Source organism: Pelagibacterium sp. (assembly GCF_048264985.1).
Lineage (GTDB): Bacteria > Pseudomonadota > Alphaproteobacteria > Rhizobiales > Devosiaceae > Pelagibacterium.
The window spans coordinates 60,181-81,897 of the sequence record NZ_JBLXCL010000006.1; the positions used below are offsets into that span (position 1 = coordinate 60,181).

A 21,717-nucleotide genomic window follows, 5' to 3' on the forward strand; every position below is an offset into this window, starting at 1 on the left:
CAGCGCTTGATATCCGGGCCAGCTCCGATCTCATCGGCCAGAATTTTTAGCCGATGAGGATCTTGAGGCGATTGCCGGCAGGGTCGCGTGTTTCGATGCCGATTTCGACCTCACTGATATCGGCGTTAGCAGCGACCAGCCGCGCTTGGATTTCCGAGAGGGTGGTTCGGTCGGGCACAATGATCTCGAACCAGCGCAGACCTGCGACGCCGGCGGGGGGCGTCGAGGGATTGCGACCGGCCCAGATGTTGAACGCAAGGATATGGGGCGCGTAATCGAGATTGACATCGCCCATGCCGTAGCGGCGCGAGAGCAACTGGCCTGCAAAACCGATCTGGTCGCGGTAAAACGCCATTGCTGTATCGAGATCGTCCACATGAACATGGACATGCCCGATGCGCGTGCCCTTTGGCATCGAAGCAAACGGTGTCTGGTCGCCATCGAGCTCGCTCATCAGGCCAGCGACATCAATTGGTTCGCGGCCGGAATGAGGTTGGCCGTCCGGGGTAATCGCCATGAGTTCGTCGTTTTCGACAAACCGGCCGCGCCACGGCGTCTCAAAGGTGATTTCGATGCCGTTTCCATCAAGATCCCAGAGATAGAGCGCTTCGGATACAAGGTGATCGGTGGGCGAAATGCGCACTCTGGCAGCGATGGCCCGATTCAGGGTGCGCGCAAAATCACGGCGCGTTGGGACATGGATGGCAACGTGATAGAGCCCGACAGTATGGGGCGCCACTGGTCCATTTGCGCCGGTTTCGAGGACCACAAGCACATCGTCGCCAGCGCCAAGTTCGAGCCGGTCCGGCGTGCTGTTTATGAGGGTGAGTCCGACAACGTCGCGCCAGATCGACAGCGCCTTATCAGCATCGGTCACTGCGATATGAATCTGACCAAGTCGGGTGGCCGTGGGCACCAGAAGGGGCGTTGTGACTGTAGGTTGGGTTTCCAGCATATATGTATCTCCGTGGCGGGCGTTGGCCCGCATGGGCTATTGAGTTGCCACGAAGATAGCGTCGATGAGCGTTCTGATTAAGTGGACGGAACGCGACGGATTGTTGCCAAATCGCGAATGACCTCCGATTGCGGATTGCTGCGATAGGCAGCACCCGGCACGAAAAGCTCGGGATGGCGGTTTGCCAGCGCCTCTGTCTCGCTGATCATGCCGTCGAGATGGACATGCATGGCGCGCGCTGCCCGGTCGGCCTTTCCAGCCCGGATTTCGGCGAGAATCGTTGCATGTTCCTCAATGCCGACGGCGATGCGGCGAATGGAATTGGTCATCTGCCGGGCCCTGTCGAGATTGTTGCGGGCCGTATCGACGACCGCCTTCATGCGGCGATAGCCAAGAGCGTTCAATATTTCGTCGTGAAATTGAAGATCCAGGCCATGAAATGTTTCGCGATCTTCATTATCGGCGCTTTTGCGTTGGGCCTCGATATTGGCTTCCAGCCGCTCTGTAAGACCAGAGGGATGGTGGGTTGCCAGCATGCGGACAGCTTCGCCCTCCAGCGCCTTGCGGATGAAGATGTATTCCTTGATCGCGCCGAGCGAGAGGAAGGATACTACGGTGCCCCGTTGGGGTAGGATATCGAGCAGACCTTCCGACTGCAGCCGTGCGAAAGCTTCGGCAACCGGTGAGCGCGATACACCGAGCCGCGCACAGATCTGGGATTTGTCCAGCATGGTACCCGGGGGCAACCTGAGCTCGATAATCGCGTTACGCAATTGGGCCGCCACTCTGGCAGCCATTGAACCACGCTGCATTTCAGCAGAGCTGGAAAGGAACGAATAAGTCGTTTCGGCTGTGTGCATTCGGCCCGTCATCATATCGGCGCAGGCCCTAAATATAGCAGTTTTGAACAAACTCGCCAGTAAAACTGCAACCCGGCCGCGCGCCTGTTGCCATAGGGCAATTTGAGGCGTTCAATCGTAAAAACACTCCAAGGAGGCTCGCTAAATGACCCTAACGTCAGCGCTCACCGACCGGCTCAAGGAACCACGCCTGATTGCTGCCGGGGGCTATATCAACGGCAAATGGAGCACAGTATCGTCACGGGGCAAGGTCTTCCGGGTTGCCAATCCGGCAACCGGGGCGGTGTTGGCACAGATCCCCGACCTTTCGACCCATGCAACGCGCGAGGCCATCGATGCCGCCCATGCGGCGCAACCGGTTTGGGCAGCAAAATCGGCCAAGGAACGTGCCGATCTGATGAAAAAACTCCACCGGCTGATGGTCGAAAACGCCGACGATCTGGCTACGGTGCTGACGCTGGAAATGGGTAAACCCTGGAAGGAAGCGCGCGGGGAAATTCTGTATGGCGCGAGCTTTATCGAGTGGTTCGCCGAAGAGGCAAGGCGCGTCTATGGCGACACGATCCCCGGTCACACTGCCAACACCCGGATAAGTGTCATCAAACAGCCGGTGGGCGTTGTCGGGGTGATCACGCCCTGGAATTTTCCTAACGCAATGCTGGCGCGCAAGCTGGCCCCGGCTTTGGCGGCGGGCTGCACTGTTGTGTCCAAGCCCGCTTCGGAAACCCCGCTCTCGGCACTGGCGATTGCCCGCCTCATGGAGTGGGCAGGCTTTCCGCCGGGCGTTCTCAACATCGTTCCCGGCACCGATTCTGCCGCTATCGGCCAAGAGCTGTGCGCAAACCCCAAAGTTGCCAAGATCAGTTTCACCGGTTCAACGAATGTGGGCAAAATCCTGATGCGCCAATGCGCCGACGGGATCAAGCGGATGAGCATGGAGCTGGGCGGCAATGCGCCGTTTATCGTGTTCGATGACGCCGATATCGATGCTGCAGTCGAGGGCGCAATTGCATCCAAGTTCCGCAATGCCGGCCAGACCTGCGTTTGTGCGAACCGACTTTATGTCCAGGCGGGCATCCATGACGCTTTCGTTTCCCGTCTGAGAGACAGGATGGCTGAGCTCAAGGTTGGCAATGGTATGGAAGAGGGGGTCGAACTCGGCCCATTGATCACCGAAAAGGCCGTCGAAAAGGTCGAAGAGCTTGTCGGGGATGCTCGAGACAAGGGGGCAGAGATCATCATGGGTGGTGCGCCGACCGGGGAGCGCACCTTTTATCCGCCCACGTTGCTGGTGGGCGCGACCAAGGATATGCGCTTGTCGCGCGAGGAGATTTTTGGCCCCGTCGCGCCGGTCTTCAAATTCGAGACCGTCGAGGACGCCATCGCATTGGCCAATGCGACAGAGTTCGGGCTGGCGGCCTATTTCTTCGGCAAGGATATCTCGAAGGTTACAAAGGTGGCCGAGGCATTGGAATACGGGATTGTCGGTATCAATACAGGCATGATCTCCACCGAAGTGGCCCCGTTCGGCGGGGTCAAGCAGTCCGGCTTCGGCCGTGAAGGCAGCAAGTATGGGATCGAGGACTATCTCAATATCAAATATCTCTGCCTGGCCGTATAATTCCGCACGGTAATTCGTCGAGCTTGGCGCTTACCACCCGTTAGGACGGGTTGCCTATCGTCTGCCCTTTTGGGCATGGAGGCGATTCGGCTATGCGGGCGAGAACCATATTTGGGCGGGCGCGTTTTGCCGCCCGGCCAAGACGGCGCGTGCCACGTTTGGTTGAGCCGGTGGTTGCGTTTATTGCAGTTGCCGCGCTGGGCTGGGTGGCCATCGATCGTGGATATGTCAGCGTTCCCGGTTTGGAGCTGCCGGCGATCACCACCGGGGCCACCCCCGATGTTGTAACCCAGCGCTTTTCGCTGTGTGCTGTAGGCGGTGGCACCTGCGTTATTGATGGCGACACGATCCGCATCGACGGACAATCGGTACGGATTGCAGATATCGATACGCCCGAAGTGCGAAATTATGGCTGCGCACAGGAAAAAGCGTTGGGCGACCGTGCGACGGCGCGGATGCTTGAGTTGGTCAACCAGGGGAGGTTTTCCATGCGGTTCTGGGACCATCGTGACGAGGACAGGTATGGCCGCAAGCTGCGGGTACTGGAGCGCGACGGACAATCTCTGGGTATGATATTGGTGGCTGAAGGGCTCGCCCGTCCGTGGGACGGAGCGCGTCGGGACTGGTGCTGAGCCGACGTCCGCTCCTGGTCGGCATGCCATCCGCGGACGCCCGTTAGGCGCTAATAATGGGGCGGTGGCGGTTCTGCCTTGCCGGTACGGGCGAGTTGCTCGACGGCGGCGATCTGATCGTCGATCATGGCAAGCTGTCGTTTGAGCCTATCGATTTCGCGCCACTGGCCGGCAATTACGCTGCTCAGTTCCTCAATCGTCTGGTCCTGATGGGCCAGGCGCTCTTCGAGAGCTGTGAACCGGGTGTCGTCAGTGTCGGCCATGTGCTGGTTCTTTCTAGTCGATGTTTAAAACCCCGGCGTCGGTGGGCTTGAAGCCGCAAGACAGGTAGAAGTCGCGCAGATGTGGATCGAAGTCTACATGGACTTTGCGTAATCCACGCTTGCGGGCGACCTGTAGCGCAGCTTCAACCATCGATTGCCCAATGCCGTGGTCGCGAAACTCGGGATGGACACAGGCATCGACAAGAAAGCCGTGAACGCCGCCATCCCAGGCCATGTTGGTAAACCCGATGATGCGGTCTCCAAGATAGGCGCCGACATGGGTCAGGCTACGTGTCAGGATCGACTGAAAGTCGGAAACGCCGTCAACCTCCCATGTTGCTCGCCACAGATCGGAAAGTTCGCGCTGGCTCGGAAACGGGTCTATCCTTACGTCAACGACGTCCATAGCAATTCCCTCGTGATTAAATGAAAAAAAACGTCACGGGCACAATGCGTCTCTCTCTCAAAGGTTGCAGCCCGGAAACTGAATGGAGCCTGGCGGTGACTTTAGTTGCGTAAACATCTGCCCATGCGCTTGGCGAATGCCCGCGTGATCGTGTAGACAGACCGGGCCCTTGGCTCAGGAGGAAGCGATGTTTGTTGTTGCGGGGGAAAGCCTCATCGATCTCGTTGCGCGCCCGCAGGTTTCCGGCGGCGCCATGGACATGAGCGCCCATGAGGGAGGGTCACCCTATAATTGCGCCATAGCGCTGGCGCGTTTGGGACAGGCATCGGGTTTCTTGTGCCCGATTTCCAAGGACACATTCGGCGACCGCCTTATGGGGCCACTCGCGGCGGCCGGCGTGGTCCCATTGATCGCCGAGCGCTCAAACTGCAACACGACGCTGGCGGTGGTGACACGGAACGCCAAAGGTCTGCCCGCCTATGCTTTTTATCGCAAGGGCACAGCCGAGCGCGATATTTCGCGCGAAAAGTTGATGGCGGCTCTGCCCAAAACAATCGATGTCTTTCAGATCGGTGGTTTCCTGCCCATCGAGCCCGAGGATGCGGAGATCTGGCTTGATGTGGTCAAACAGGTGGCGGCGCGGGGTGCAGTTCTTTCGATCGACCCGAACGTGCGACCGTCGCTTATCGACGATTTCGCAGGCTACAAAGCGCGGCTGGACGGCTTTCTCGATCTTGCTCATATCGTCAAAGTTTCCGACGAGGATCTTTCAGCGCTTGACGACACGCTGAGCATCGAGGCGCACGCACAGCTCCTGCTGGCTAGGCCCAATGTCAAACTTGTTGTGGTTACCATGGGCGATGCGGGGTCGCGGGCCTTCACAGCGTCGGGCGAAGCACACGCCGCGGTCCATCGGCCGGCAGTGTTCGGCGACACCGTTGGCGCCGGAGACAGCCTGATGGCGGGCGTTCTGACGGCGCTTGCCGAACGCGAAGCGTTGACGGTCGACCGGTTGGGCGGCCTTGATGCTCAGGATTTGGGCGAAGTGCTCAGGTTCGGTGCGGTGACTGCAGGGCTCAATTGCGGTTTCGTGGGCTGCAATCCGCCCAGCCGCGATGACGTAGACGCTGTGCTCAAGAGCTGATTTTGGCACATTGCCGCCAGATTGTTGGACGAGTTTCGGCCCTGAAAAGTGTAATGAGGATCGTTGCAATGAAAATGCTGTTGGCCGCTCTCGCTCTTGTGTCGCTCGGTGGTACGCCGGTCCTGGCGCAAGCGATCAGCGAATACACACGCTATGATCTGGATGCCGATTGCAACATGATCGCGCGGGCTCCGGACAATGAAGGCGAATGGGCTGATTTCGTTTGCACAGGCCATGCCGGTTATCCGTTCGTATTGCGCTCCTCCGATGGGCGCGACAGCGTAACATACGGGTTTGCAACAGATTCAGGGATGGCGACGTTTGCGCCGTTCAATTACGCCAATGACACTGTCGAATGGCGGGTGCGGCTGGACCGGGACACCGAGCGCCCCGTCGCAGCGATCCAGCGCTGGTTCATTGCCGATGAAATGGGCGATTGGACGCGGCAGCTCCTCGTGGTTTCCAAGGTGGGGCAGCCCGATGGCGGTGGTGCGTGTGCGATGGCGTATGTGGCCAATACCGAAGGCGCCAATGGGCGGGCCCGGCAGTTGGCCGACCAATTGGTTGACGGGTTTAAGTGTGGCTCTACCGCACCCACGATCGAAGATGGCATTGGCGACATCGTCGGAGAACGCTAAGACCGTCCCGTAAGCCGGACGACTGGCGAGGGTATGGCTCGCGTCCGGTCGCAAGATCTTTTTTGGGTAAGATGTCGGGTTTGGGGCACGCCAGGCGTCCTTGGTGAACGTTTGGCGATTGTCGATGGCAGAAGCTGGACGTAAACTCTCATCCTGAGCGGTCCGGACGGTGCCATGAACCCCTTTCATCAGATCTTGGGCAACAACCTTGTTGCCAACATCACGAACTTTACTGTGTGGTTCGCGATAACCTTCTGGATCTTTATCGAGACCCAGTCGGTTTTCGCGACGGGCATGATCGCCGGAATCTATCTGGTGTTCACCGCGGCGTTCGGGTTCTGGCTCGGAGCGATCGTCGACCACAATTCCAAACGAATATCGATGATGGGGTCGAGCCTTGTCTCGTTCCTGTTCTATGTTGCCGCGCTGGGCATGTTGCTGGCCGAACCCGAGGGGGCGTTTGGCGATCCCTTTTCGCCCTATCTTTGGGGGTTCGTGCTGCTGGTCATGCTCGGGGTGATCGCGGGAAATATCCGCTCGATTGCGCTACCGACGCTGGTGACGATCATGATCCCCGAGGATGAGCGCGACAAGGCAAACGGGCTTGTGGGTATGGTGACGGGGGTCGGGTTTTTGACGACGTCGGTGATCTCAGGGTTTCTTGTCGCCTGGGGCGGCATGTGGCTGGTGCTTATCCTGGCGCTGGCGACGACCCTGCTGGTGTTTGCCCATCTGGGCTTGCTCCGGGTAAATGAGGGCCGCCCGGTTCCCACTGAAGGTGAAGTGCAGCCGCCGCGTACGGTCGATATCGCGGGCACCATTGCCGTGATTGCGGCGGTGCCGGGGCTGTTTGCACTGATCTTTTTCGCGACCTTCAACAATTTCCTCGGCGGCATTTTCATGGCGCTGCTTGACGCCTATGGGCTGTCGCTGGTTTCGGTCGAAGTCTGGGGGCTGCTGTTCGGCGTGCTCTCTACGGCGTTTATCGCCAGCGGCTTGCTGATTTCGCGTATCGGGCTGGGCAAGAACCCACTGCGCACCCTGTTACTGGTCAATCTGATAACCTGGTCTGTGTGCTGCGTGTTTACGGTTCAGCCCTCGATCTGGCTCTTGATGGCTGGATGTTTCGTCTGGATGTTCATGGCGCCTTTTGCCGAAGCCGCAGAGCATACGACACTGCAAAAGGTGGTGCCGCTGGAGCGACAGGGGCGCGTATTCGGGTTTGCCCAATCGATTGAGCAGGCGGCGTCGCCGCTAACCGCATTCCTGATCGGGCCCTACACCCAGTTCGTCGTGATCCCGTTCATGACCGACGGGCCGGGCGCGCAAACCATCGGGGGGTGGTTTGGTACAGGAGCGGACCGGGGCATTGCTCTGGTCTTTACTGTGGCGGGGCTGATCGGCGTTCTTGTAACGATCTTGGCGCTCAACTCCCGACCCTACAAGCAGCTTTCGGCGTTTTATTCGGGAACGCCGGACGCAACGGACCTCGCCGAGGACACCAAGCCGGCCTGAGCAGTCAGGGCTGAATGCGTGCAATTCTGCGGTCGACGCTCATTGTGAGGGCCAGCGCCACAAAGGCAAAGATCAGCATTGCAAAGGCGATGATATGCGCCTCGGTCCAGCGGAGCTGTTCGACATAATCGAAGATGGCAATTGAGAGCACTTTGGTCTGGCCCGGAATATTGCCGCCGATCATCATCACCACACCAAATTCGCCAACTGTATGGGAAAACCCCAGCACCGTTGCCGTGAGGTAGCCCGGTCGGGCCAGGGGGAGGATGACAAGAGCAAATGCTTTGCGGAAGTCGAAGCCGAGCGAATAGGCCGCCTCGAGCGGACCGGGGCCTATGGCCGCAAAGCTGTTGCGTAAGGGTTGGACGACAAAGGGAAGGGAATAAAGCACCGAGCCGATAACGAGGCCGGGGAAGGTGAAGGCAAGGCTGCGTCCACCCCAAATCGGCGCCAACCAGCCCCCAGGGCCGCCGGTGCCCAACAAGATGAGCATGTAAAAGCCCAGAACAGTGGGCGGCAACACCAGTGGCAGGGCGATCAACGCATTGACGATAATGGTCCAGCGCGATTTGGAGCGGGCCAACCACCAAGCAATCGGCGTGCCGATAACCAGCAAGATGAGGGTTGTTACGAGCGCCAGTGAAAGCGTGAGCCTGATCGCTGGCCAGATTTCCCAAAACAGTGTCACCGGTCGATCAGCCCATAGCCATAGGATGTAATAATGGTGTGGGCTGCCTCGCTCGAAAGGAAATCGAGAAAGGCAATTGCTGTCGGGTTATCACCGTTGAGCAGCAGGGCGTCTTGAGTGATCGGGCCATAAAGATCCTCGTCGACAATCCAGCGCGAACCATCCTGGCGTGCAGCCACCTGGGACAGCGCGACGAAGCCAAGCTCGGCATTGGCTGTATCAACGAACTGATAGGTCTGGGAAATGTTCTGCCCAATGACAAGCCTGTCGGCGAGCACCGCGCTTTGACCAAGCGCCGCAATGACTTCGATTGCAGCGGTGCCATATGGCGCGGCGGCCGGTTCGGCAATGGCAATATGGGTGAAATCGGCATCAAGGCTTTCCGGGCCGGTGACGAGGTCGGGCAGGGTGGAAAACAGAACAAGCTTGCCCACAGCATAGGTAAATGTACTCGCGGCGTCGCCATAGCCCTCGTCGCGCAGACGCGCAGGGGTCGCGGCATCGGCGGACAAAAAGGCATCGAAGGGCGCGCCCTGGGTGATCTGGGCATAGAGCTGTCCGGTGGCGCCAAAGGAAAAGGCTATCGTATCGCCGGTTTGGGCTGTAAACGCGGCACCAAGCTCTTCTGCCGCTGCGTTGAAATTGGCAGCGACAGCAATCTGGGCATGCTGGGCGGTGGCCGAACCGGCCGGAACCAAGATCAAGAAGGCAAAAACAACGACGCGCAACATGAGTTCATCGATATGTATATAAGGACATATCGTTTCTGGCATGAAGCGCGCGACCAACGCAAACGCTATGTTTGGGACGGGCCGTTGACCTTGATCTGGCGGAGGGCCGCGATGTCGGAGGCTATCGCATTGCTTGTCTTGCTTTCGATGGCGCGATAGCGGGCGAGAACTTCACGCCCGGTTTCTGTCAGGTGCGCGCCCCCCTGTGCCGTGCCGCCCCTGCTGGTTTCCACCAGCGCGATGCCGATCCCCGCATTGAGAGCCTGGACGAGATTCCAGGCACGCTTGTAGCTCATGCCCATGCGTTTGCCGGCGGCACTGATCGAGCCGGTTTGCGCTATATATTCAAGCAGATCGGCGCGGCCGGGTCCGATGTAGAAATCTTCATCGAGCACGATCCGCAGATGGCCCAGACCGGAGGCGGGAACGGGCCGTTTCATCTATGACGCGAGGCTGGCTGCTTGCCGGGCGAGGGTTTCGATCCTGTCAAAATCGCCGTCGGCTATCGCATCGGCTGGAATAACCCACGAGCCGCCAACGCAAATGACATTGGACAGGCCGAGATAGATCTTGGCTTTTTCGATATCTATGCCCCCGGTGGGGCAGAAGGTGATGTCGGGCAGGGGAGACGCGAATGCCTTGAGGACGGGGGCGCCGCCCATGGCTTCCGCGGGGAAGAACTTGAGGTAGGAATAGCCCATCAGTGATGCAGCCATCGCTTCTGACGGCGAAGCGATGCCGGGCAAAAGCGGAATGGAAATATCTTCGGCAGCTTCAAGCAGGGCAACAGGGGCGCCGGGGGAAACCATGAACTGGCACCCGGCATCGCGCGATGCTTCCATATCTTTTTTGCGGCGCACAGTGCCCGAGCCGACCACGGCGCCATCGACCTTTGCCATTTCTTCCATGACTTTAAGGGCATTAGGAGTGCGCAGGGTGATTTCGAGATTTGGCAATCCGCCGGCCACCAGGGCCTCGGCAAGATTGCGCGCCGTTGTGACATCGTCATGGATAATGACGGGCACCACAGGCGCTGCCGAGAGGATGGATTTGAGCGTTGCTGCGTCCTGTGCCATGGGCGATCTCCAACCAAAGTCGTATGCAATATCGGTGCTCTAGCACGGGCTTTATTGAATTGGGAACGAAAACTCCCTAGATCATCCAGGCTTGAAGGTCGCGCGCGGCCAGTGTCCAGTCGGCCGGGGAGCCCGAACATGATCCAGCAGATCAACGCCCTGACACCGATCGAAGAAGCGCGGGCCGTTCTGGCTGCCGACTTCGATCTGAAGTTTTCAAAGGCGATCGAAACAGAAACCCGTCCGATCTTTGAAAAGGTCAAAGACCGTATCCCCGAGATCGAATGGCCGTTTTATGCTCCGCTGATCTTCCAGATCAATAAGCTCAAGCGCGAACAGAACGCCGTGATCCTGGCGCATAATTATCAGACGCCGCAGATCTTTTTCGGTGTTGCCGATATTGTGGGCGACAGTCTGCAATTGGCCATCGAGGCCACGAAGGTCGAAGCCGATACGATCGTGCAGTGCGGCGTTCATTTTATGGCCGAGACGTCAAAACTGCTCAATCCGACAAAGCGGGTGCTGATCCCGGACAGCCGGGCAGGGTGCTCGCTGGCATCTTCGATCACTGCTGACGACGTCCTGGCCATGCGGGCGCAGTATCCGGGGGTGCCGGTGGTGACCTATGTGAACTCCTCGGCAGCGGTCAAAGCCGTGACCGATGTGTGTTGTACGTCGTCGAATGCGCTCGATATCGTCGACGCTGTCGAGGGCGACACCGTGATCATGATCCCGGACCAGTACCTGGCCCAGAACACTGCAAAAAAGACGAAGAAGAAGATCGTCACCTGGGCGGGCGCCTGCGAGGTCCATGAAACCTTTACTGCTGCCGACATCGCCGAGTTGCGGGCTGCCTATCCGGGCGCCAAGATCATCGCGCATCCCGAATGCCCGCCCGAAGTGATCGACGTCGTCGATTTCGCCGGGTCGACCTCGGGAATGATCGACTGGGTCAAGACCGAAAGGCCCCCCAAGGTCGTGATGGTGACCGAATGCTCGATGAGCGACAACGTTGCCGCCGAAACCGAGGGTGTCGCCTTCCTGCGTGGCTGCAACATCTGCCCGCACATGAAGCGCATCAACCTCGAAAACATCCTCTGGAGCCTGCACACAGGCACCGAGGAAGTGACCATCGCCGAAGACCTTATGGCGCCGGCGCGGGCGGCGGTTGAACGAATGATCGAATTCTCGCGGCCCAAGACCTAGTAATCGCCTTTGGCATCGGTCCGGGGGGAGGGATCCGTGGATATTTTTGACAACGTCTTTAACGCCGAAGGCGTGGTGATTGTGGGCGCGGGGCTGGCGGGGCTGTTTTGTGCGCTCAAGCTGGCGCCGCGGCCGGTAACCGTGCTTTCGCCCATGCCGTTGGGCTCGGGGGCGTCATCGTCCTGGGCGCAGGGCGGGGTGGCGGCGGCGGTCGGGGCGGGCGATAGCGCGCTTGCCCATGCTGCGGACACCGAAATGGCCGGAGCGGGGATCGTCGACCACGGGGTTGCCGAATCGGTGACCGGGGAAGCGGCAGCGCGGATCGAGGATCTGGCGAGTTGGGGAACCCCTTTCGATCGCGATGCGCTGGGGCAGTTCATCCTGTCGCGTGAAGCCGCTCATTCGGCCAATCGCGTTGTCAGGGTTTCAGGCGACAGGGCTGGTCACGCCATCATGCAGGCGATTATCGCCAAGGTGCGCGCTACACCGTCGATCCGCGTTGTTGAAGGCATCACTGCCGTCGATCTTGCTCATGCCGATGGCCGGATCGTCGGCGTATTCGGGCGACGGCTAGGTGATCGCTATGTCGAGCCGGTGTTCATCAGGGCGCGGGCGACAGTTCTGGCGGCGGGGGGACTGGGCGGACTTTATGCTGTGACCACCAATCCGCCTTCGGTGCGTGGGCACGCAATGGGCATGGCGGCGCGGGCCGGGGCCGTGATCGCCGATCCCGAATTTGTCCAGTTTCACCCGACGGCAATTCTGACCGGGCGCGATCCGGCGCCACTTGCGACCGAGGCGTTGCGCGGCGAGGGCGCGACCCTGATCAATGATCTTGGCGAGCGCTTCATGCCCGACATTCATCCCGACGCCGAACTGGCGCCCCGCGATGTCGTGGCGCGCGCCAATTTCCGCCAGATCAAGGCGGGGCGCGCTGTGTTTCTCGATACGCGGGCGGCGTTGGGAGACAAGATTTTGACGGCTTATCCCACGGTTGCACAATATTGCCGGACGGCGGGCATCGATCCGGTTGCCGATCCGATCCCGGTGACGCCGGCGGCACACTATCATATGGGCGGGGTCAAGGTGGACGAGGATGGTCGCTCCTCGTTGCCGGGACTTTGGGTGTGCGGTGAGGCGTCTTGCACGGGATTGCACGGCGCCAACCGGCTGGCCTCCAATTCGCTGCTTGAAGCCATTGTCTATGGTGCACGCATTGCAGACGATCTTTCGGGCCTCGAGCCCCAGCGGCAACCCTTGCCCGAATTCGGAGGCATTGCCTGGGATCCCGAGAAGGGCGCGAAAGCCGAGCATGTGCTTCGCAATCTCAAGGCGGTCAAGGATTTGCGGGCGATCATGAGCAATGATGTTGGCGTGGAGCGCGACGCTGCGGGGCTAAAGCGCGCATTGCGGGGGCTTTTGGACCTTGAGGAAACCGCGCAGCAAGTAACGCGCGCCTATTTGAACATGGTGACCTCGGCAACGCTGGTTGCCGCTGCAGCCCTCAAGCGCACCGAAAGCCGTGGCGGGCATTTTCGCACCGATTTCCCGGACGTAAACGATGGCTGGCAGCGTCATACCGAAATGACGCTGGCCGAGGCGCGGGCGATCAGGGCAGGGTGCTGATCAGAACCGCAGCACTTCGATGATGCGTTTGAGAGCCTTGCGCAGGTGCTTCTGGCGCTTGTCGCCAAGATCTTGCGCAAGGGTTTGTTCGAGGTAGGCCCAGTGGTCCTCGATAGACTGACGCATTGCGTGGCCTTGCTGGGAGAGCCGGGCGCCGGGTTCCATTTCCGGCCCGACAGCGAGGCGCAGCAGCAGATCGCGGCTTTCGAGCCGGGCCAGTCGCGCGTCGAGCTGATCGGCTGCGAGCCCGGTAAATTCGAGCAGCGCCTGGGTTGTGGTGCCCGAAGGGTCGGCGAGGCCAAGCAGGATTGCGTCGTCGCCGGCCTCAAGTCCGCGCGCCACCAATGGCGCAAGCAGAGCCTGCCGGGCCAGATGGCCCGCTTCGATAAGACGGTAAAGTGTCGATCCGGCGGCAGATTTGGACATGGATATTGATCTAGCCAAAACCGGGGCTCCCGTCGAATCGCCTTTGGAAGGAAAGTTAATCAGGGGCCGCATGCTTGTTCGCGCTCCTGGTGCGCTATAGGGTCGATTTTCAATTTTTCTTGTGTCCCGATGTTCCCCCGCCGGGCCATTCAGACCGCAGGTATCCTGGAGACGCCTCGTGCCGCTAGCCTTTGTGAACGATCTCGAGGCGCTTGATCGAGGGCCAATCGGGTCGGACACGATTGCCATTCTTCCGGTGGCGGCAACCGAGGCACATGGGCCGCACCTGCCAGCCACTACCGATTGCGATATCGCCCAAGGGCATCTTAGCGCTCTGGAGCCATACCTCTCCAGCCCTATCGACGCAGTGGCGCTGCCCATTGAGCGCATAGGGGCCTCGCGCGAGCATTTATGGGCGGAAACAACACAAAGCCGAGAAGAAGGCGCGCTGATTGGCGCCTGGTTTGCCATCGCCGAAAAATGGGCAGCAGCAGGCGGGCGAAGGCTGGTGATCGTTTCGAGCCATGGTGGCAACACGCCGGTTGTGGAAAGCGTTATCCTCAAAGCGCGGGCCGAGCTGAATCTTCTTGCCGTCAGCACCGCCTGGTTGCGGTTCGGCATGCCGGTGGGTTTGTTCGATGATGAAGAACGCAAATTGGGCATTCACGGCGGGGCCATCGAAACCGCATTGATGCTGCATTATTTTCCCGAAAGGGTGGCAATGGAAAAAGCTGAGGCATTTGCTTCGGCGCTCAGGACCATAGAGGCCGAGATGACCCATCTGTCAGCGTATGGGCGACACCGGTTCGGATGGCTGAGTTCGGACCTCAATCGGCACGGCGTGGTCGGCGATGCGAGGATGGCGAGCGCTGCCAAGGGGGCCGCACTTGCCGATCACATTCTTAGTGGATTTGCACAATTGCTTGACGATGTCGCCCGGTTCGACCTTTCTTGGCTCAAGGATTCGCGAGAGGAACGTCAATGAGCCAGGATCTGGCCCGCATACGGGCGTTCGTTCAAGTTTTCGACGCTGGCGGTTTTTCGGCTGCGGCCCGCATCCACGGGCGCTCCAAGGCGCTGCTTTCGAAATATGTCACCGATCTCGAGGATTATCTCGGGGCGCGGCTGATGAATCGCACGACGCGCAAACTGAGCCTGACCGAAGCCGGCGAGGCCTATTATCGCGAAGTGCGGGAGATCTTGTCCCAGCTTGACGATCTGGACGCCACCATAACCGAGCAGACTGCGGAGCCGCGCGGCATATTGCGGGTTTCGGCCCCGCGCAATTTCGGAGAGTCGACGCTTCTCGAGCCGTTGTTCGAGTTCACCCGCGCCCATCCAGACGTCACGCTCGACCTGCGGCTCGAAGATCGCATGGTCGATCTTGTCGAAGAGGGGATCGATGTGGCGCTACGCATTTCGCGCATGTCGGACACCTCCCTGATTGCGCGCAAGATTGCCGAGACTTCTGTTTCGGTCTGCGCGACGCCCGATGTCATCAAGGCATATGGGGTGCCCCAGACGCCCGAGGCGCTCAAAGGCGTGCCGTGCATAGTGGATACGAACATGACTGGGCAAGCCAATTGGCAGTTCGTTGAGGAGGGCAGAACGATCGCCATTCATGTTGACGGTCCGGTTCGGGTCAATTCTCCCGCCGGAGCGCTTGTCGCTGCACAAAAGGGCCTCGGTTTCGCGCTATTGCCCAGCTTTCTTGCCGATTCGGCTATCGAGAAGGGGGATTTGGTGCCGGTGCTCAGCGAATATCTGCCGCAACGTCCGTTCCTGCAGGCGGTCTATCCGCATCGCAGGCATTTATCGGGCAAGGTGCGTGCGCTCATCGATTATCTTGTCGCCTGGTTCGAAACCCACCCGGTCAATTCCTGATCTCATGTTTGCAAGATTTTTGCGGAAAATAGGCGCTGGCTGCCTTGTCGCGCTGGTTGGCTGTGTCGCCACTGCACAGGCCCATCCCCATGTCTGGATCGACGCCGCCGGCGAAGTGCTGTTTGAAGATGGCGCCATCGTGGGCATGCGGCACCATTGGACATTTGACGAGTATTTCTCGGCCTGGGCCATCCAGGGGCTCGATGCCGATGGGGACGGCCTTTTGACCAGCGAGGAACTTCAGCCGCTGGCCGAGGAGAATATCGAAGGGCTCGACTACTATTCATTTTATACATTTGGCGACCCCGAAGGGCTTAGCGGTCATGCGCCGGTCGCCGGGGCCAGCGATCCCTCGATGGTTCATGAAGATGGGCGTGTGACGCTGAGCTTTACGATGACGTTTAGCGAGCCTCAGCCGGTGGGACGCATCTATGATATCGAGGTGGGCGATCCTGAATATTATGCCGCCTTCACATTTCCCGAAGATAATTCGGTAACGCTGGAGGGCGCGCCGGCTGGATGCAGCGTGGTTTCCAAGGAGCCACAGCCAATCTCGCCGGAACTCGAAGAGCGCCTTTGGATGTTGGGGCCGGACGTTACCGAATTGCCCGAAGATTTGCGGGAAGCTGCGCGTGCGCTGGCCAATCTCGTTACAGTCACGTGCCCCAACCGAGTGCCGGCAAATGCGCTCGAGGCGATCGGGGAGGCTACGGTTCAGCGGCCACCAACACCGTTTGCTGCGCCACCGTCGGAGACATCGCTGGTTCCGACACGTGGTGGGTTTTTCGGCTGGGTCAGCGATCAGCAGCGGCGCTTTTACGGCACGATGACCTCAGCGCTTGGCGCTTTGCGGACCGATGGCAAGGCGTTCTGGCTGCTGGGCGGGCTGAGTTTTCTTTATGGCATGTTCCACGCAGCCGGTCCCGGCCATGGCAAGGTTGTGATTTCATCCTATGTGCTGGCCAATGAACGCCAGTTGCGGCGTGGAATCGTGTTGAGCTTTCTTTCAGCCATGATGCAATCGGCGGTGGCCGTGGCGTTCGTTCTGGTTGCCGCGGGCATATTGCAATTGACTTCGATCGCAATGAGCCGGGCAGCGTGGTGGATGGAAGTCATTTCCTACGGCATGGTGGCGCTGTTGGGGGCTTGGCTGGCGGCGCGCAAGCTGGTTTTTCCCGATCGGCATCACCACCATGGGCATGATGACGCTCATGGACTTGAGCATGATCATCATCACGGCGCTGATCACAGTCACGATCATGTTCACGACCATACCTGCGTGCATCATGTGACCCCGCAGAAGGTGCGTGGGGGCTGGAAGGAATCGCTTGGCGTTATTGTTTCGGTGGGGATGCGTCCATGCTCGGGCGCGCTTGTGGTGCTTGTCTTTGCGCTGAGCCAGGGGGTTCTTGCCGCCGGGATCGTTGCGACATTTCTGATGGGACTTGGCACGGCGATTACCGTTGCGGCGCTGGCAACATTTGCAGTTTATCTCAAGGGCGGCGCCTTGCGCCTGGCAGGCGATGGACGCGCCGGGGTGGTGCTCGTCTGGTGGCTGGAACTGGCCGGAGCGCTCCTCGTGATGGCGTTTGGCATGATCCTTTTGTTCGCAGCGATCTGATCGGCGCGAATCATCGTATTGAGCGGGCAAATGGCCGCATCGGATCGCCAAAGTGTTGCCCTGGCAGGCTTTGGCGCTATTGTGCGCGCCAACAAGACAATGACTTCACAGTCCAGCATTCTTCAGGAAACCGATGAACGCCCACCTTCCGCCCGATCACCCGCCCGTAAAAACGCGCAAAGTCGGGGTTCTGCTGCTCAATCTGGGCACGCCTGACGGCACCGACTATTGGAACGTGCGAAAATATCTCAAGGAATTCCTCTCCGATCCGCGCGTTATCGAGACACCGAAATGGCTTTGGTGGCCCATTCTCAATCTGGGTATCCTGACGTTCCGGCCGCAGAAGACCGGTGCGAATTATGCAAAGGTCTGGGACAAGCGCACCAATGAAAGCCCGCTGCGCGTTGTAACGCGCGGCCAGGCCGAAAAGCTGCAGGAAGCGATGGCGGCGGACGGCGTCGTCGTCGAGTACGGCATGCGTTACGGGAATCCATCGACCCAGAGCGCCATCGAAAAACTGCATGCGCAGGGATGCGACAAGATCCTGCTGTTCCCGCTTTATCCGCAGTATTCTGCGACGACGACGGCAACGGCCAACGATCAGGCGTTTCGCGCGCTTGCCGGTATGCGCTGGCAGCCGGCGGTCCGTACTGTGCCCGCCTATTTTGAAGATGAAATTTATGTCGAAACGCTGGCGCGATCGATCAAACAAGGCGTCGAAAAACTCGATTTCGAGCCTGATCTGGTGATCACTTCATATCACGGCATGCCCAAATCCTATCTCGACAAGGGCGACCCCTACCACTGCCAGTGCTACAAGACGACACGGCTCGTTCGCGAGAAGCTGGGCTGGTCCAAAGACAAAATCATGCTGACCTTCCAAAGCCGTTTCGGGCCGACCGAATGGCTGCAGCCCTATACCGATGAAACGCTCAAGAGCCTTCCGGGCAAGGGAATCAAGAAGGTTGCGATCCTTGCGCCGGCGTTTTCGGCAGATTGCATCGAAACCCTCGAAGAGATCGCCATCGGCGGTGAAGAGGAGTTCATGCACGCTGGCGGGGAGCGTTACGCCTATATCCCCTGCCTCAACGATACGCCCGATGGCATAGCCATGCTTGAAAGTGTTGTGCGCCGGGAACTTTCTGGTTGGCTCTAGGTGATTGTCAGCACTCGGACCCGTCCGTAAAGTCTTTCCCTTGGGACCAGCCCCGAGTCGGGCAAGAGGGAAGGCAGAACTATGGATGGGTTTTCGATCGTTCTAATCGTGGTTGGCATTCTGGCAGTCATGGTGCTGCTTGCGGGGGTCAAAACGGTCCCGCAGGGGCACAATTATACGGTTGAGCGGTTCGGGCGCTACACACGCACGCTCAAGCCCGGCCTGAACATCATCGTTCCGTTTATCGACGGGGTCGGGCGCAAGCTCAACATGATGGAACAGGTGCTCGATGTGCCCCATCAGGAGGTGATCACCAAGGACAACGCCTCGATCACTGCCGATGGGGTGACGTTCTACCAGATCCTCGACGCCGCGCAGGCAGCTTATGAGATTTCCAATCTCGAACAGGGCGTTCTCAACCTGACGATGACCAATATCCGCTCGGTCATGGGGTCGCTCGATCTCGATGAATTGCTGTCCAATCGCGACGAAATCAACTCGCGGGTGCTTCGGGTCGTCGATGCAGCCGTATCGCCTTGGGGCGTCAAGATCACCCGCATCGAGATCAAGGACATCGAACCGCCGCGCGACCTTGTCGATGCGATGGGTCGGCAAATGAAGGCAGAACGCGACCGGCGCGCAGTGATCCTGGAAGCCGAGGGGCAACGCCAGGCACAAATTCTCAAGGCCGAAGGCGAAAAACAGGCACAGGTTCTCGAAGCCGAAGGCCGGCGGGAAGCCGCATTTCGCGACGCCGAAGCGCGCGAGCGGTCGGCGGAAGCTGAGGCCAAGGCGACCGAAATGGTATCGGAAGCCATCGCCAAGGGCGATGTGCAGGCGATCAACTATTTCGTCGCCAACAATTATGTCAAAGCCCTCGAAAAGATCGCCTCGGCGCCCAATCAGAAAGTGCTGATGCTGCCGCTTGAGGCTGCCAATGTGATTGGTGCCCTGGGCGGCGTTGCCGAAATCGCCCGCGAAGCATTCGGTGGCGATGCACCAAGACGCAATGCGCCAGGGCGCCCGCCTTCGACGCGGAGCGAAAGCTAGGATTACAGCAATGGATGTCATCTCGGTAATCGCTGAAAATGCAGGCTGGGCCTGGCTGATATTTGGGCTGGTTCTACTCGGGATCGAGCTCGTGGCGCCTGGTGTCTTCATGGTCTGGCTGGGCGGGGCAGCACTTCTGACCGGCTTGACTGTGTTTCAGGCCGGGATCGGGTGGCCGGTCCAATGGGGGGTGTTCGGCGTCTTGTCAGTGGCGTTGGTTGTCGGCTGGCTCGCCTATTCCAAGCGGCGTCACGGGGGCGCTCCACCAAGTGACGATCCACTCATCAATGCCAGGACGGCGCGGCTGCTTGGGCGAGAGACCGTGCTGGTCGACCCGATCAGCGATGGTGTCGGACGTGTGCGTATCGACGATACGCTCTGGCGGGTTACCGGTCCCGAACTTCCGGCTGGATCGCATGTGCGCATCACGGGAGCGCGGGGCGGATTGCTCGACGTCGAAGCTGTTGGATAAACGCGGTCAGGGCGCCCATTCGACGGGAACTGGCGGCTCGTTGTTAAGCACCGTGATCTTGATCCGCTGATTGGCGGCAAGGTAGGGATCGTTTGCAAAATAGGGGTCGGTGTCCGCCCGACCGGCGACGGCCTCGATGCGCGAGCCGGACAATCCGAACTCTTCAAGGATCTGCCGGGACGTATTGGCGCGATCAAAGGACAACTCCCAAGCCCCGTACGCCGGATCGGCATAGGCAACGCCCGCTGCCGTGTGGCCGGAAATACGGATCTGGTTGGGCAGGCGCTGCAGGGCAGGGGCCAGGCTGGCCAGTGCCTGCCGGGTTGCCTCGTAGGGGTATTTCGAGCCTTCGGCAAACATCGGTCGCCCTTCCTGATCGGCGATCAGGATATTGAGACCTTCTTCGGTCTCCTCAAGAATAAGATTGTCGCTGATGGTCGTGATGACGGGGTTTTCGCGCCAGGCCTGCTCGATGCTGGCAGCGGCCAGCGAGAAGCGCTTGGGGTTCTCGATCTCGGCACGCTCAAGTTCAAATGTCTGAACCTCGGGGCCTTGTCGTGTGGCTTCGTTATGGTCTTCGGTTTCGAACTGTGTTTCGAGCTGATCGTCGTCCTGGGTGACCATTCGTACAAAATCGCGCTGGGGATTGCCCTCGCGCTCTATCACTCCAGCGCGGGCCACCGTTTCGGAAAAGCCGAAGGCATCGCGCATCGAGCCGGCCACGATCTGCAATTTCTGCTCATCCTGGATCGAGAATGAAATGATGAGCACGAAAAAGCAGACAAGAATCGACATCAGATCCGCAAAGGTCACCAACCATTCGGGGACCTCGGACTTGTCGTTCTTCTTTTTGGACGGAGCGGCGGAGCGCGCCATGGTCAGGCCGCAGCCCTGAGTTGGGTCTGGTCGGCCTCACGCTGCTGTTCAGGCAGATAGGCGACAAGCATTTCGCGAATCAGGTTGGGGCTCTTGCCATCGCGGATCGACATGATGCCATCGATGATGAGTGTTTGATTGATTTCCTCGACACTGAATTTGGCGAGCAATTTGTCGGAGATGGGCAAGCACACAAGGTTGGCAATGATTGCCCCGTACAGTGTGGTCAACAGGGCAACGGCCATGGCCGGGCCAATGGCAGACGGGTCGTCCATGCTGCCCAGCATCTGGACCAGCCCCACAAGGGTGCCGATCATCCCGAATGCAGGCGCCGCATCGCCGAGGGATTTGAAAACACGTTGGCCTTCGCTCAGACGCGACAGATACTGATCGCGCTCGAGCTCCATGGATTCACGAATGAAATCAGCATCATAGCCGTCGGCAATATACTGGGCGCCCTTGCGTAGATTGGCTTCGTCGAAGTCCATGCCTTCAAGGCCCAGAGGGCCTTGCCGCCTAGCGATCTCCCCCATCTCGGCGATCTTTTCGATCAGCGAACGTGGTTCGACCTTCTTGTGCGTGAAAGCTACGCGACCGCCGGTGACCAGGGCCTGACCAACGCCGGCTAGTGGAAACCGGATAAGTGTCGCGGCAAAACCGCCACCGATAACGATGAAGATAGAAGGGATATCAACAAAGGCGCCAAAAGAGCCGCCCATGAAGATAGCAAAAGCAATAACGGCGGCACCCGCAATGATGCCAATAATCGTGGCGAGATCCATGCCAGAGAACTCCGTGGCTCGGAGGGCCAGTTCGCGAAGGTTCAAATTTAAGGGCACTATAGGAAGCAGGTCATACCAAGGCCTTAACC

24 protein-coding genes are annotated in these 21,717 nt (G+C 59.4%); 13 read left to right on the forward strand and 11 right to left on the reverse strand.

Annotation, left to right across the window (positions count from 1 at the left end):
* Positions 1 to 46: 46 nt before the first annotated feature.
* Both ACN0TA_RS14780 and ACN0TA_RS14785 read right to left on the reverse strand, forming a co-directional pair.
* Positions 47 to 955, reverse strand: coding sequence for a VOC family protein (locus ACN0TA_RS14780; protein ID WP_417584280.1), 909 nt, complete (start codon positions 953 to 955; stop codon positions 47 to 49).
* Positions 956 to 1,032: 77 nt separating this feature from the next.
* Entirely contained in the window at positions 1,033 to 1,815 is a 783-nt protein-coding gene (locus ACN0TA_RS14785; protein WP_417584282.1) for a GntR family transcriptional regulator, read from the reverse strand.
* Between the two features lie 145 nt (positions 1,816 to 1,960).
* On the opposite strand from ACN0TA_RS14785, the gene ACN0TA_RS14790 reads away from it, so the two are divergent.
* Together ACN0TA_RS14790 and ACN0TA_RS14795 are read left to right on the forward strand one after the other, a co-directional pair.
* Positions 1,961 to 3,436: an NAD-dependent succinate-semialdehyde dehydrogenase gene (locus tag ACN0TA_RS14790; protein ID WP_417584284.1), complete on the forward strand. Its 1,476-nt coding sequence runs from the start codon at positions 1,961 to 1,963 to the stop codon at positions 3,434 to 3,436.
* Between the two features lie 149 nt (positions 3,437 to 3,585).
* Positions 3,586 to 4,068: a thermonuclease family protein gene (locus ACN0TA_RS14795; RefSeq protein WP_417584286.1), complete on the forward strand. Its 483-nt coding sequence runs from the start codon at positions 3,586 to 3,588 to the stop codon at positions 4,066 to 4,068.
* 50 nt (positions 4,069 to 4,118) lie between these two features.
* Here the strand turns inward: ACN0TA_RS14795 and ACN0TA_RS14800 are convergent, their stop codons facing one another.
* Positions 4,119 to 4,331, reverse strand: coding sequence for a SlyX family protein (locus ACN0TA_RS14800; protein ID WP_417584288.1), 213 nt, complete (start codon positions 4,329 to 4,331; stop codon positions 4,119 to 4,121).
* Between the two features lie 13 nt (positions 4,332 to 4,344).
* The gene (locus ACN0TA_RS14805; protein WP_417584290.1) at positions 4,345 to 4,737 is read right to left on the reverse strand and encodes a GNAT family N-acetyltransferase; all 393 of its coding nucleotides are present in this window, start codon (positions 4,735 to 4,737) and stop codon (positions 4,345 to 4,347) included.
* 187 nt (positions 4,738 to 4,924) lie between these two features.
* On the opposite strand from ACN0TA_RS14805, the gene ACN0TA_RS14810 reads away from it, so the two are divergent.
* The 3 genes from ACN0TA_RS14810 (at position 4,925) to ACN0TA_RS14820 (ending at position 8,034) form a co-directional block, all read left to right on the forward strand.
* Positions 4,925 to 5,881 carry a carbohydrate kinase family protein gene (locus ACN0TA_RS14810; RefSeq protein ID WP_417584292.1) on the forward strand — a complete coding sequence of 319 codons (957 nt, stop codon included), beginning with the start codon at positions 4,925 to 4,927 and terminating at the stop codon, positions 5,879 to 5,881.
* Between the two features lie 68 nt (positions 5,882 to 5,949).
* The gene (locus ACN0TA_RS14815; RefSeq protein WP_417584294.1) at positions 5,950 to 6,519 is read left to right on the forward strand and encodes a hypothetical protein; all 570 of its coding nucleotides are present in this window, start codon (positions 5,950 to 5,952) and stop codon (positions 6,517 to 6,519) included.
* A gap of 174 nt (positions 6,520 to 6,693) precedes the next feature.
* A complete protein-coding gene (locus ACN0TA_RS14820) occupies positions 6,694 to 8,034 on the forward strand; it encodes an MFS transporter (protein WP_417584296.1) in 1,341 nt (446 codons plus the stop codon).
* Between the two features lie 4 nt (positions 8,035 to 8,038).
* Here ACN0TA_RS14820 and modB read toward each other — a convergent pair whose 3' ends face one another.
* The 4 genes from modB to eda all read right to left on the reverse strand — a co-directional run bounded on the left by modB (position 8,039) and on the right by eda (position 10,529).
* Complete coding sequence (gene modB, locus ACN0TA_RS14825; protein ID WP_417584298.1) at positions 8,039 to 8,722, reverse strand: molybdate ABC transporter permease subunit; 684 nt, start codon at positions 8,720 to 8,722, stop codon at positions 8,039 to 8,041.
* On the reverse strand, positions 8,719 to 9,453 hold the full coding sequence (gene modA, locus ACN0TA_RS14830) for a molybdate ABC transporter substrate-binding protein (protein ID WP_417584300.1): 735 nt from the start codon (positions 9,451 to 9,453) through the stop codon (positions 8,719 to 8,721). The genes modB and modA overlap by 4 nt, the downstream gene beginning before the upstream one ends.
* Positions 9,454 to 9,518: 65 nt before the next feature.
* Positions 9,519 to 9,893 carry a winged helix-turn-helix domain-containing protein gene (locus tag ACN0TA_RS14835; RefSeq protein WP_417584302.1) on the reverse strand — a complete coding sequence of 125 codons (375 nt, stop codon included), beginning with the start codon at positions 9,891 to 9,893 and terminating at the stop codon, positions 9,519 to 9,521.
* On the reverse strand, positions 9,894 to 10,529 hold the full coding sequence (eda, locus tag ACN0TA_RS14840) for a bifunctional 4-hydroxy-2-oxoglutarate aldolase/2-dehydro-3-deoxy-phosphogluconate aldolase (RefSeq protein ID WP_417584304.1): 636 nt from the start codon (positions 10,527 to 10,529) through the stop codon (positions 9,894 to 9,896).
* Between the two features lie 138 nt (positions 10,530 to 10,667).
* On the opposite strand from eda, the gene nadA reads away from it, so the two are divergent.
* Both nadA and ACN0TA_RS14850 read left to right on the forward strand, forming a co-directional pair.
* Positions 10,668 to 11,735 (forward strand): quinolinate synthase NadA, encoded by a 1,068-nt coding sequence (gene nadA / locus ACN0TA_RS14845; protein ID WP_417584306.1) that lies wholly within the window; start codon positions 10,668 to 10,670, stop codon positions 11,733 to 11,735.
* 36 nt (positions 11,736 to 11,771) lie between these two features.
* Positions 11,772 to 13,361 (forward strand): L-aspartate oxidase, encoded by a 1,590-nt coding sequence (locus ACN0TA_RS14850; RefSeq protein ID WP_417584308.1) that lies wholly within the window; start codon positions 11,772 to 11,774, stop codon positions 13,359 to 13,361.
* On the opposite strand, the gene ACN0TA_RS14855 is transcribed toward ACN0TA_RS14850, so the two are convergent.
* Positions 13,362 to 13,787: a hypothetical protein gene (locus ACN0TA_RS14855; RefSeq protein ID WP_417584310.1), complete on the reverse strand. Its 426-nt coding sequence runs from the start codon at positions 13,785 to 13,787 to the stop codon at positions 13,362 to 13,364.
* Between the two features lie 178 nt (positions 13,788 to 13,965).
* Here ACN0TA_RS14855 and ACN0TA_RS14860 point away from each other — a divergent pair, with 178 nt between their 5' ends.
* The 6 genes from ACN0TA_RS14860 to ACN0TA_RS14885 all read left to right on the forward strand — a co-directional run bounded on the left by ACN0TA_RS14860 (position 13,966) and on the right by ACN0TA_RS14885 (position 19,970).
* Positions 13,966 to 14,772, forward strand: coding sequence for a creatininase family protein (locus ACN0TA_RS14860; protein ID WP_417584312.1), 807 nt, complete (start codon positions 13,966 to 13,968; stop codon positions 14,770 to 14,772).
* Positions 14,769 to 15,671, forward strand: coding sequence for a LysR family transcriptional regulator (locus ACN0TA_RS14865; RefSeq protein ID WP_417584314.1), 903 nt, complete (start codon positions 14,769 to 14,771; stop codon positions 15,669 to 15,671). Before ACN0TA_RS14860 ends, ACN0TA_RS14865 begins: the two co-directional genes overlap by 4 nt.
* A gap of 4 nt (positions 15,672 to 15,675) precedes the next feature.
* Positions 15,676 to 17,292: a DUF1007 family protein gene (locus tag ACN0TA_RS14870; protein WP_417584316.1), complete on the forward strand. Its 1,617-nt coding sequence runs from the start codon at positions 15,676 to 15,678 to the stop codon at positions 17,290 to 17,292.
* A 133-nt stretch (positions 17,293 to 17,425) separates the two neighbouring features.
* Positions 17,426 to 18,448, forward strand: coding sequence for a ferrochelatase (gene hemH / locus ACN0TA_RS14875; RefSeq protein ID WP_417584318.1), 1,023 nt, complete (start codon positions 17,426 to 17,428; stop codon positions 18,446 to 18,448).
* A gap of 81 nt (positions 18,449 to 18,529) precedes the next feature.
* Positions 18,530 to 19,498 carry an SPFH domain-containing protein gene (locus ACN0TA_RS14880; protein WP_417584320.1) on the forward strand — a complete coding sequence of 323 codons (969 nt, stop codon included), beginning with the start codon at positions 18,530 to 18,532 and terminating at the stop codon, positions 19,496 to 19,498.
* Positions 19,499 to 19,508: 10 nt separating this feature from the next.
* A complete protein-coding gene (locus ACN0TA_RS14885) occupies positions 19,509 to 19,970 on the forward strand; it encodes an NfeD family protein (RefSeq protein ID WP_417584322.1) in 462 nt (153 codons plus the stop codon).
* Between the two features lie 6 nt (positions 19,971 to 19,976).
* On the opposite strand, the gene ACN0TA_RS14890 is transcribed toward ACN0TA_RS14885, so the two are convergent.
* Complete coding sequence (locus ACN0TA_RS14890) at positions 19,977 to 20,846, reverse strand: flagellar motor protein MotB (protein WP_417584324.1); 870 nt, start codon at positions 20,844 to 20,846, stop codon at positions 19,977 to 19,979.
* A 2-nt stretch (positions 20,847 to 20,848) separates the two neighbouring features.
* A complete protein-coding gene (locus ACN0TA_RS14895) occupies positions 20,849 to 21,628 on the reverse strand; it encodes a motility protein A (RefSeq protein ID WP_417584326.1) in 780 nt (259 codons plus the stop codon).
* Positions 21,629 to 21,717: the final 89 nt, after the last annotated feature.

Bases quoted from the DNA above. Each gene is read 5' to 3' on its own strand.
- ACN0TA_RS14885 (WP_417584322.1), top strand. From the start codon at position 19,509: ATGGATGTCATCTCGGTAATCGCTGAAAATGCAGGCTGGGCCTGGCTG.
- ACN0TA_RS14805 (WP_417584290.1), bottom strand. From the start codon at position 4,737: ATGGACGTCGTTGACGTAAGGATAGACCCGTTTCCGAGCCAGCGCGAA.
- eda (WP_417584304.1), bottom strand. From the start codon at position 10,529: ATGGCACAGGACGCAGCAACGCTCAAATCCATCCTCTCGGCAGCGCCT.
- ACN0TA_RS14890 (WP_417584324.1), bottom strand. From the start codon at position 20,846: ATGGCGCGCTCCGCCGCTCCGTCCAAAAAGAAGAACGACAAGTCCGAG.
- ACN0TA_RS14785 (WP_417584282.1), bottom strand. From the start codon at position 1,815: ATGCACACAGCCGAAACGACTTATTCGTTCCTTTCCAGCTCTGCTGAA.
- nadA (WP_417584306.1), top strand. From the start codon at position 10,668: ATGATCCAGCAGATCAACGCCCTGACACCGATCGAAGAAGCGCGGGCC.
- ACN0TA_RS14880 (WP_417584320.1), top strand. From the start codon at position 18,530: ATGGATGGGTTTTCGATCGTTCTAATCGTGGTTGGCATTCTGGCAGTC.
- modA (WP_417584300.1), bottom strand. From the start codon at position 9,453: ATGTTGCGCGTCGTTGTTTTTGCCTTCTTGATCTTGGTTCCGGCCGGT.
- ACN0TA_RS14820 (WP_417584296.1), top strand. From the start codon at position 6,694: ATGAACCCCTTTCATCAGATCTTGGGCAACAACCTTGTTGCCAACATC.
- ACN0TA_RS14800 (WP_417584288.1), bottom strand. From the start codon at position 4,331: ATGGCCGACACTGACGACACCCGGTTCACAGCTCTCGAAGAGCGCCTG.
- ACN0TA_RS14835 (WP_417584302.1), bottom strand. From the start codon at position 9,893: ATGAAACGGCCCGTTCCCGCCTCCGGTCTGGGCCATCTGCGGATCGTG.
- hemH (WP_417584318.1), top strand. From the start codon at position 17,426: ATGAACGCCCACCTTCCGCCCGATCACCCGCCCGTAAAAACGCGCAAA.
- ACN0TA_RS14815 (WP_417584294.1), top strand. From the start codon at position 5,950: ATGAAAATGCTGTTGGCCGCTCTCGCTCTTGTGTCGCTCGGTGGTACG.
- ACN0TA_RS14855 (WP_417584310.1), bottom strand. From the start codon at position 13,787: ATGTCCAAATCTGCCGCCGGATCGACACTTTACCGTCTTATCGAAGCG.
- ACN0TA_RS14865 (WP_417584314.1), top strand. From the start codon at position 14,769: ATGAGCCAGGATCTGGCCCGCATACGGGCGTTCGTTCAAGTTTTCGAC.
- ACN0TA_RS14780 (WP_417584280.1), bottom strand. From the start codon at position 955: ATGCTGGAAACCCAACCTACAGTCACAACGCCCCTTCTGGTGCCCACG.
- ACN0TA_RS14870 (WP_417584316.1), top strand. From the start codon at position 15,676: ATGTTTGCAAGATTTTTGCGGAAAATAGGCGCTGGCTGCCTTGTCGCG.
- ACN0TA_RS14895 (WP_417584326.1), bottom strand. From the start codon at position 21,628: ATGGATCTCGCCACGATTATTGGCATCATTGCGGGTGCCGCCGTTATT.
- ACN0TA_RS14790 (WP_417584284.1), top strand. From the start codon at position 1,961: ATGACCCTAACGTCAGCGCTCACCGACCGGCTCAAGGAACCACGCCTG.
- ACN0TA_RS14810 (WP_417584292.1), top strand. From the start codon at position 4,925: ATGTTTGTTGTTGCGGGGGAAAGCCTCATCGATCTCGTTGCGCGCCCG.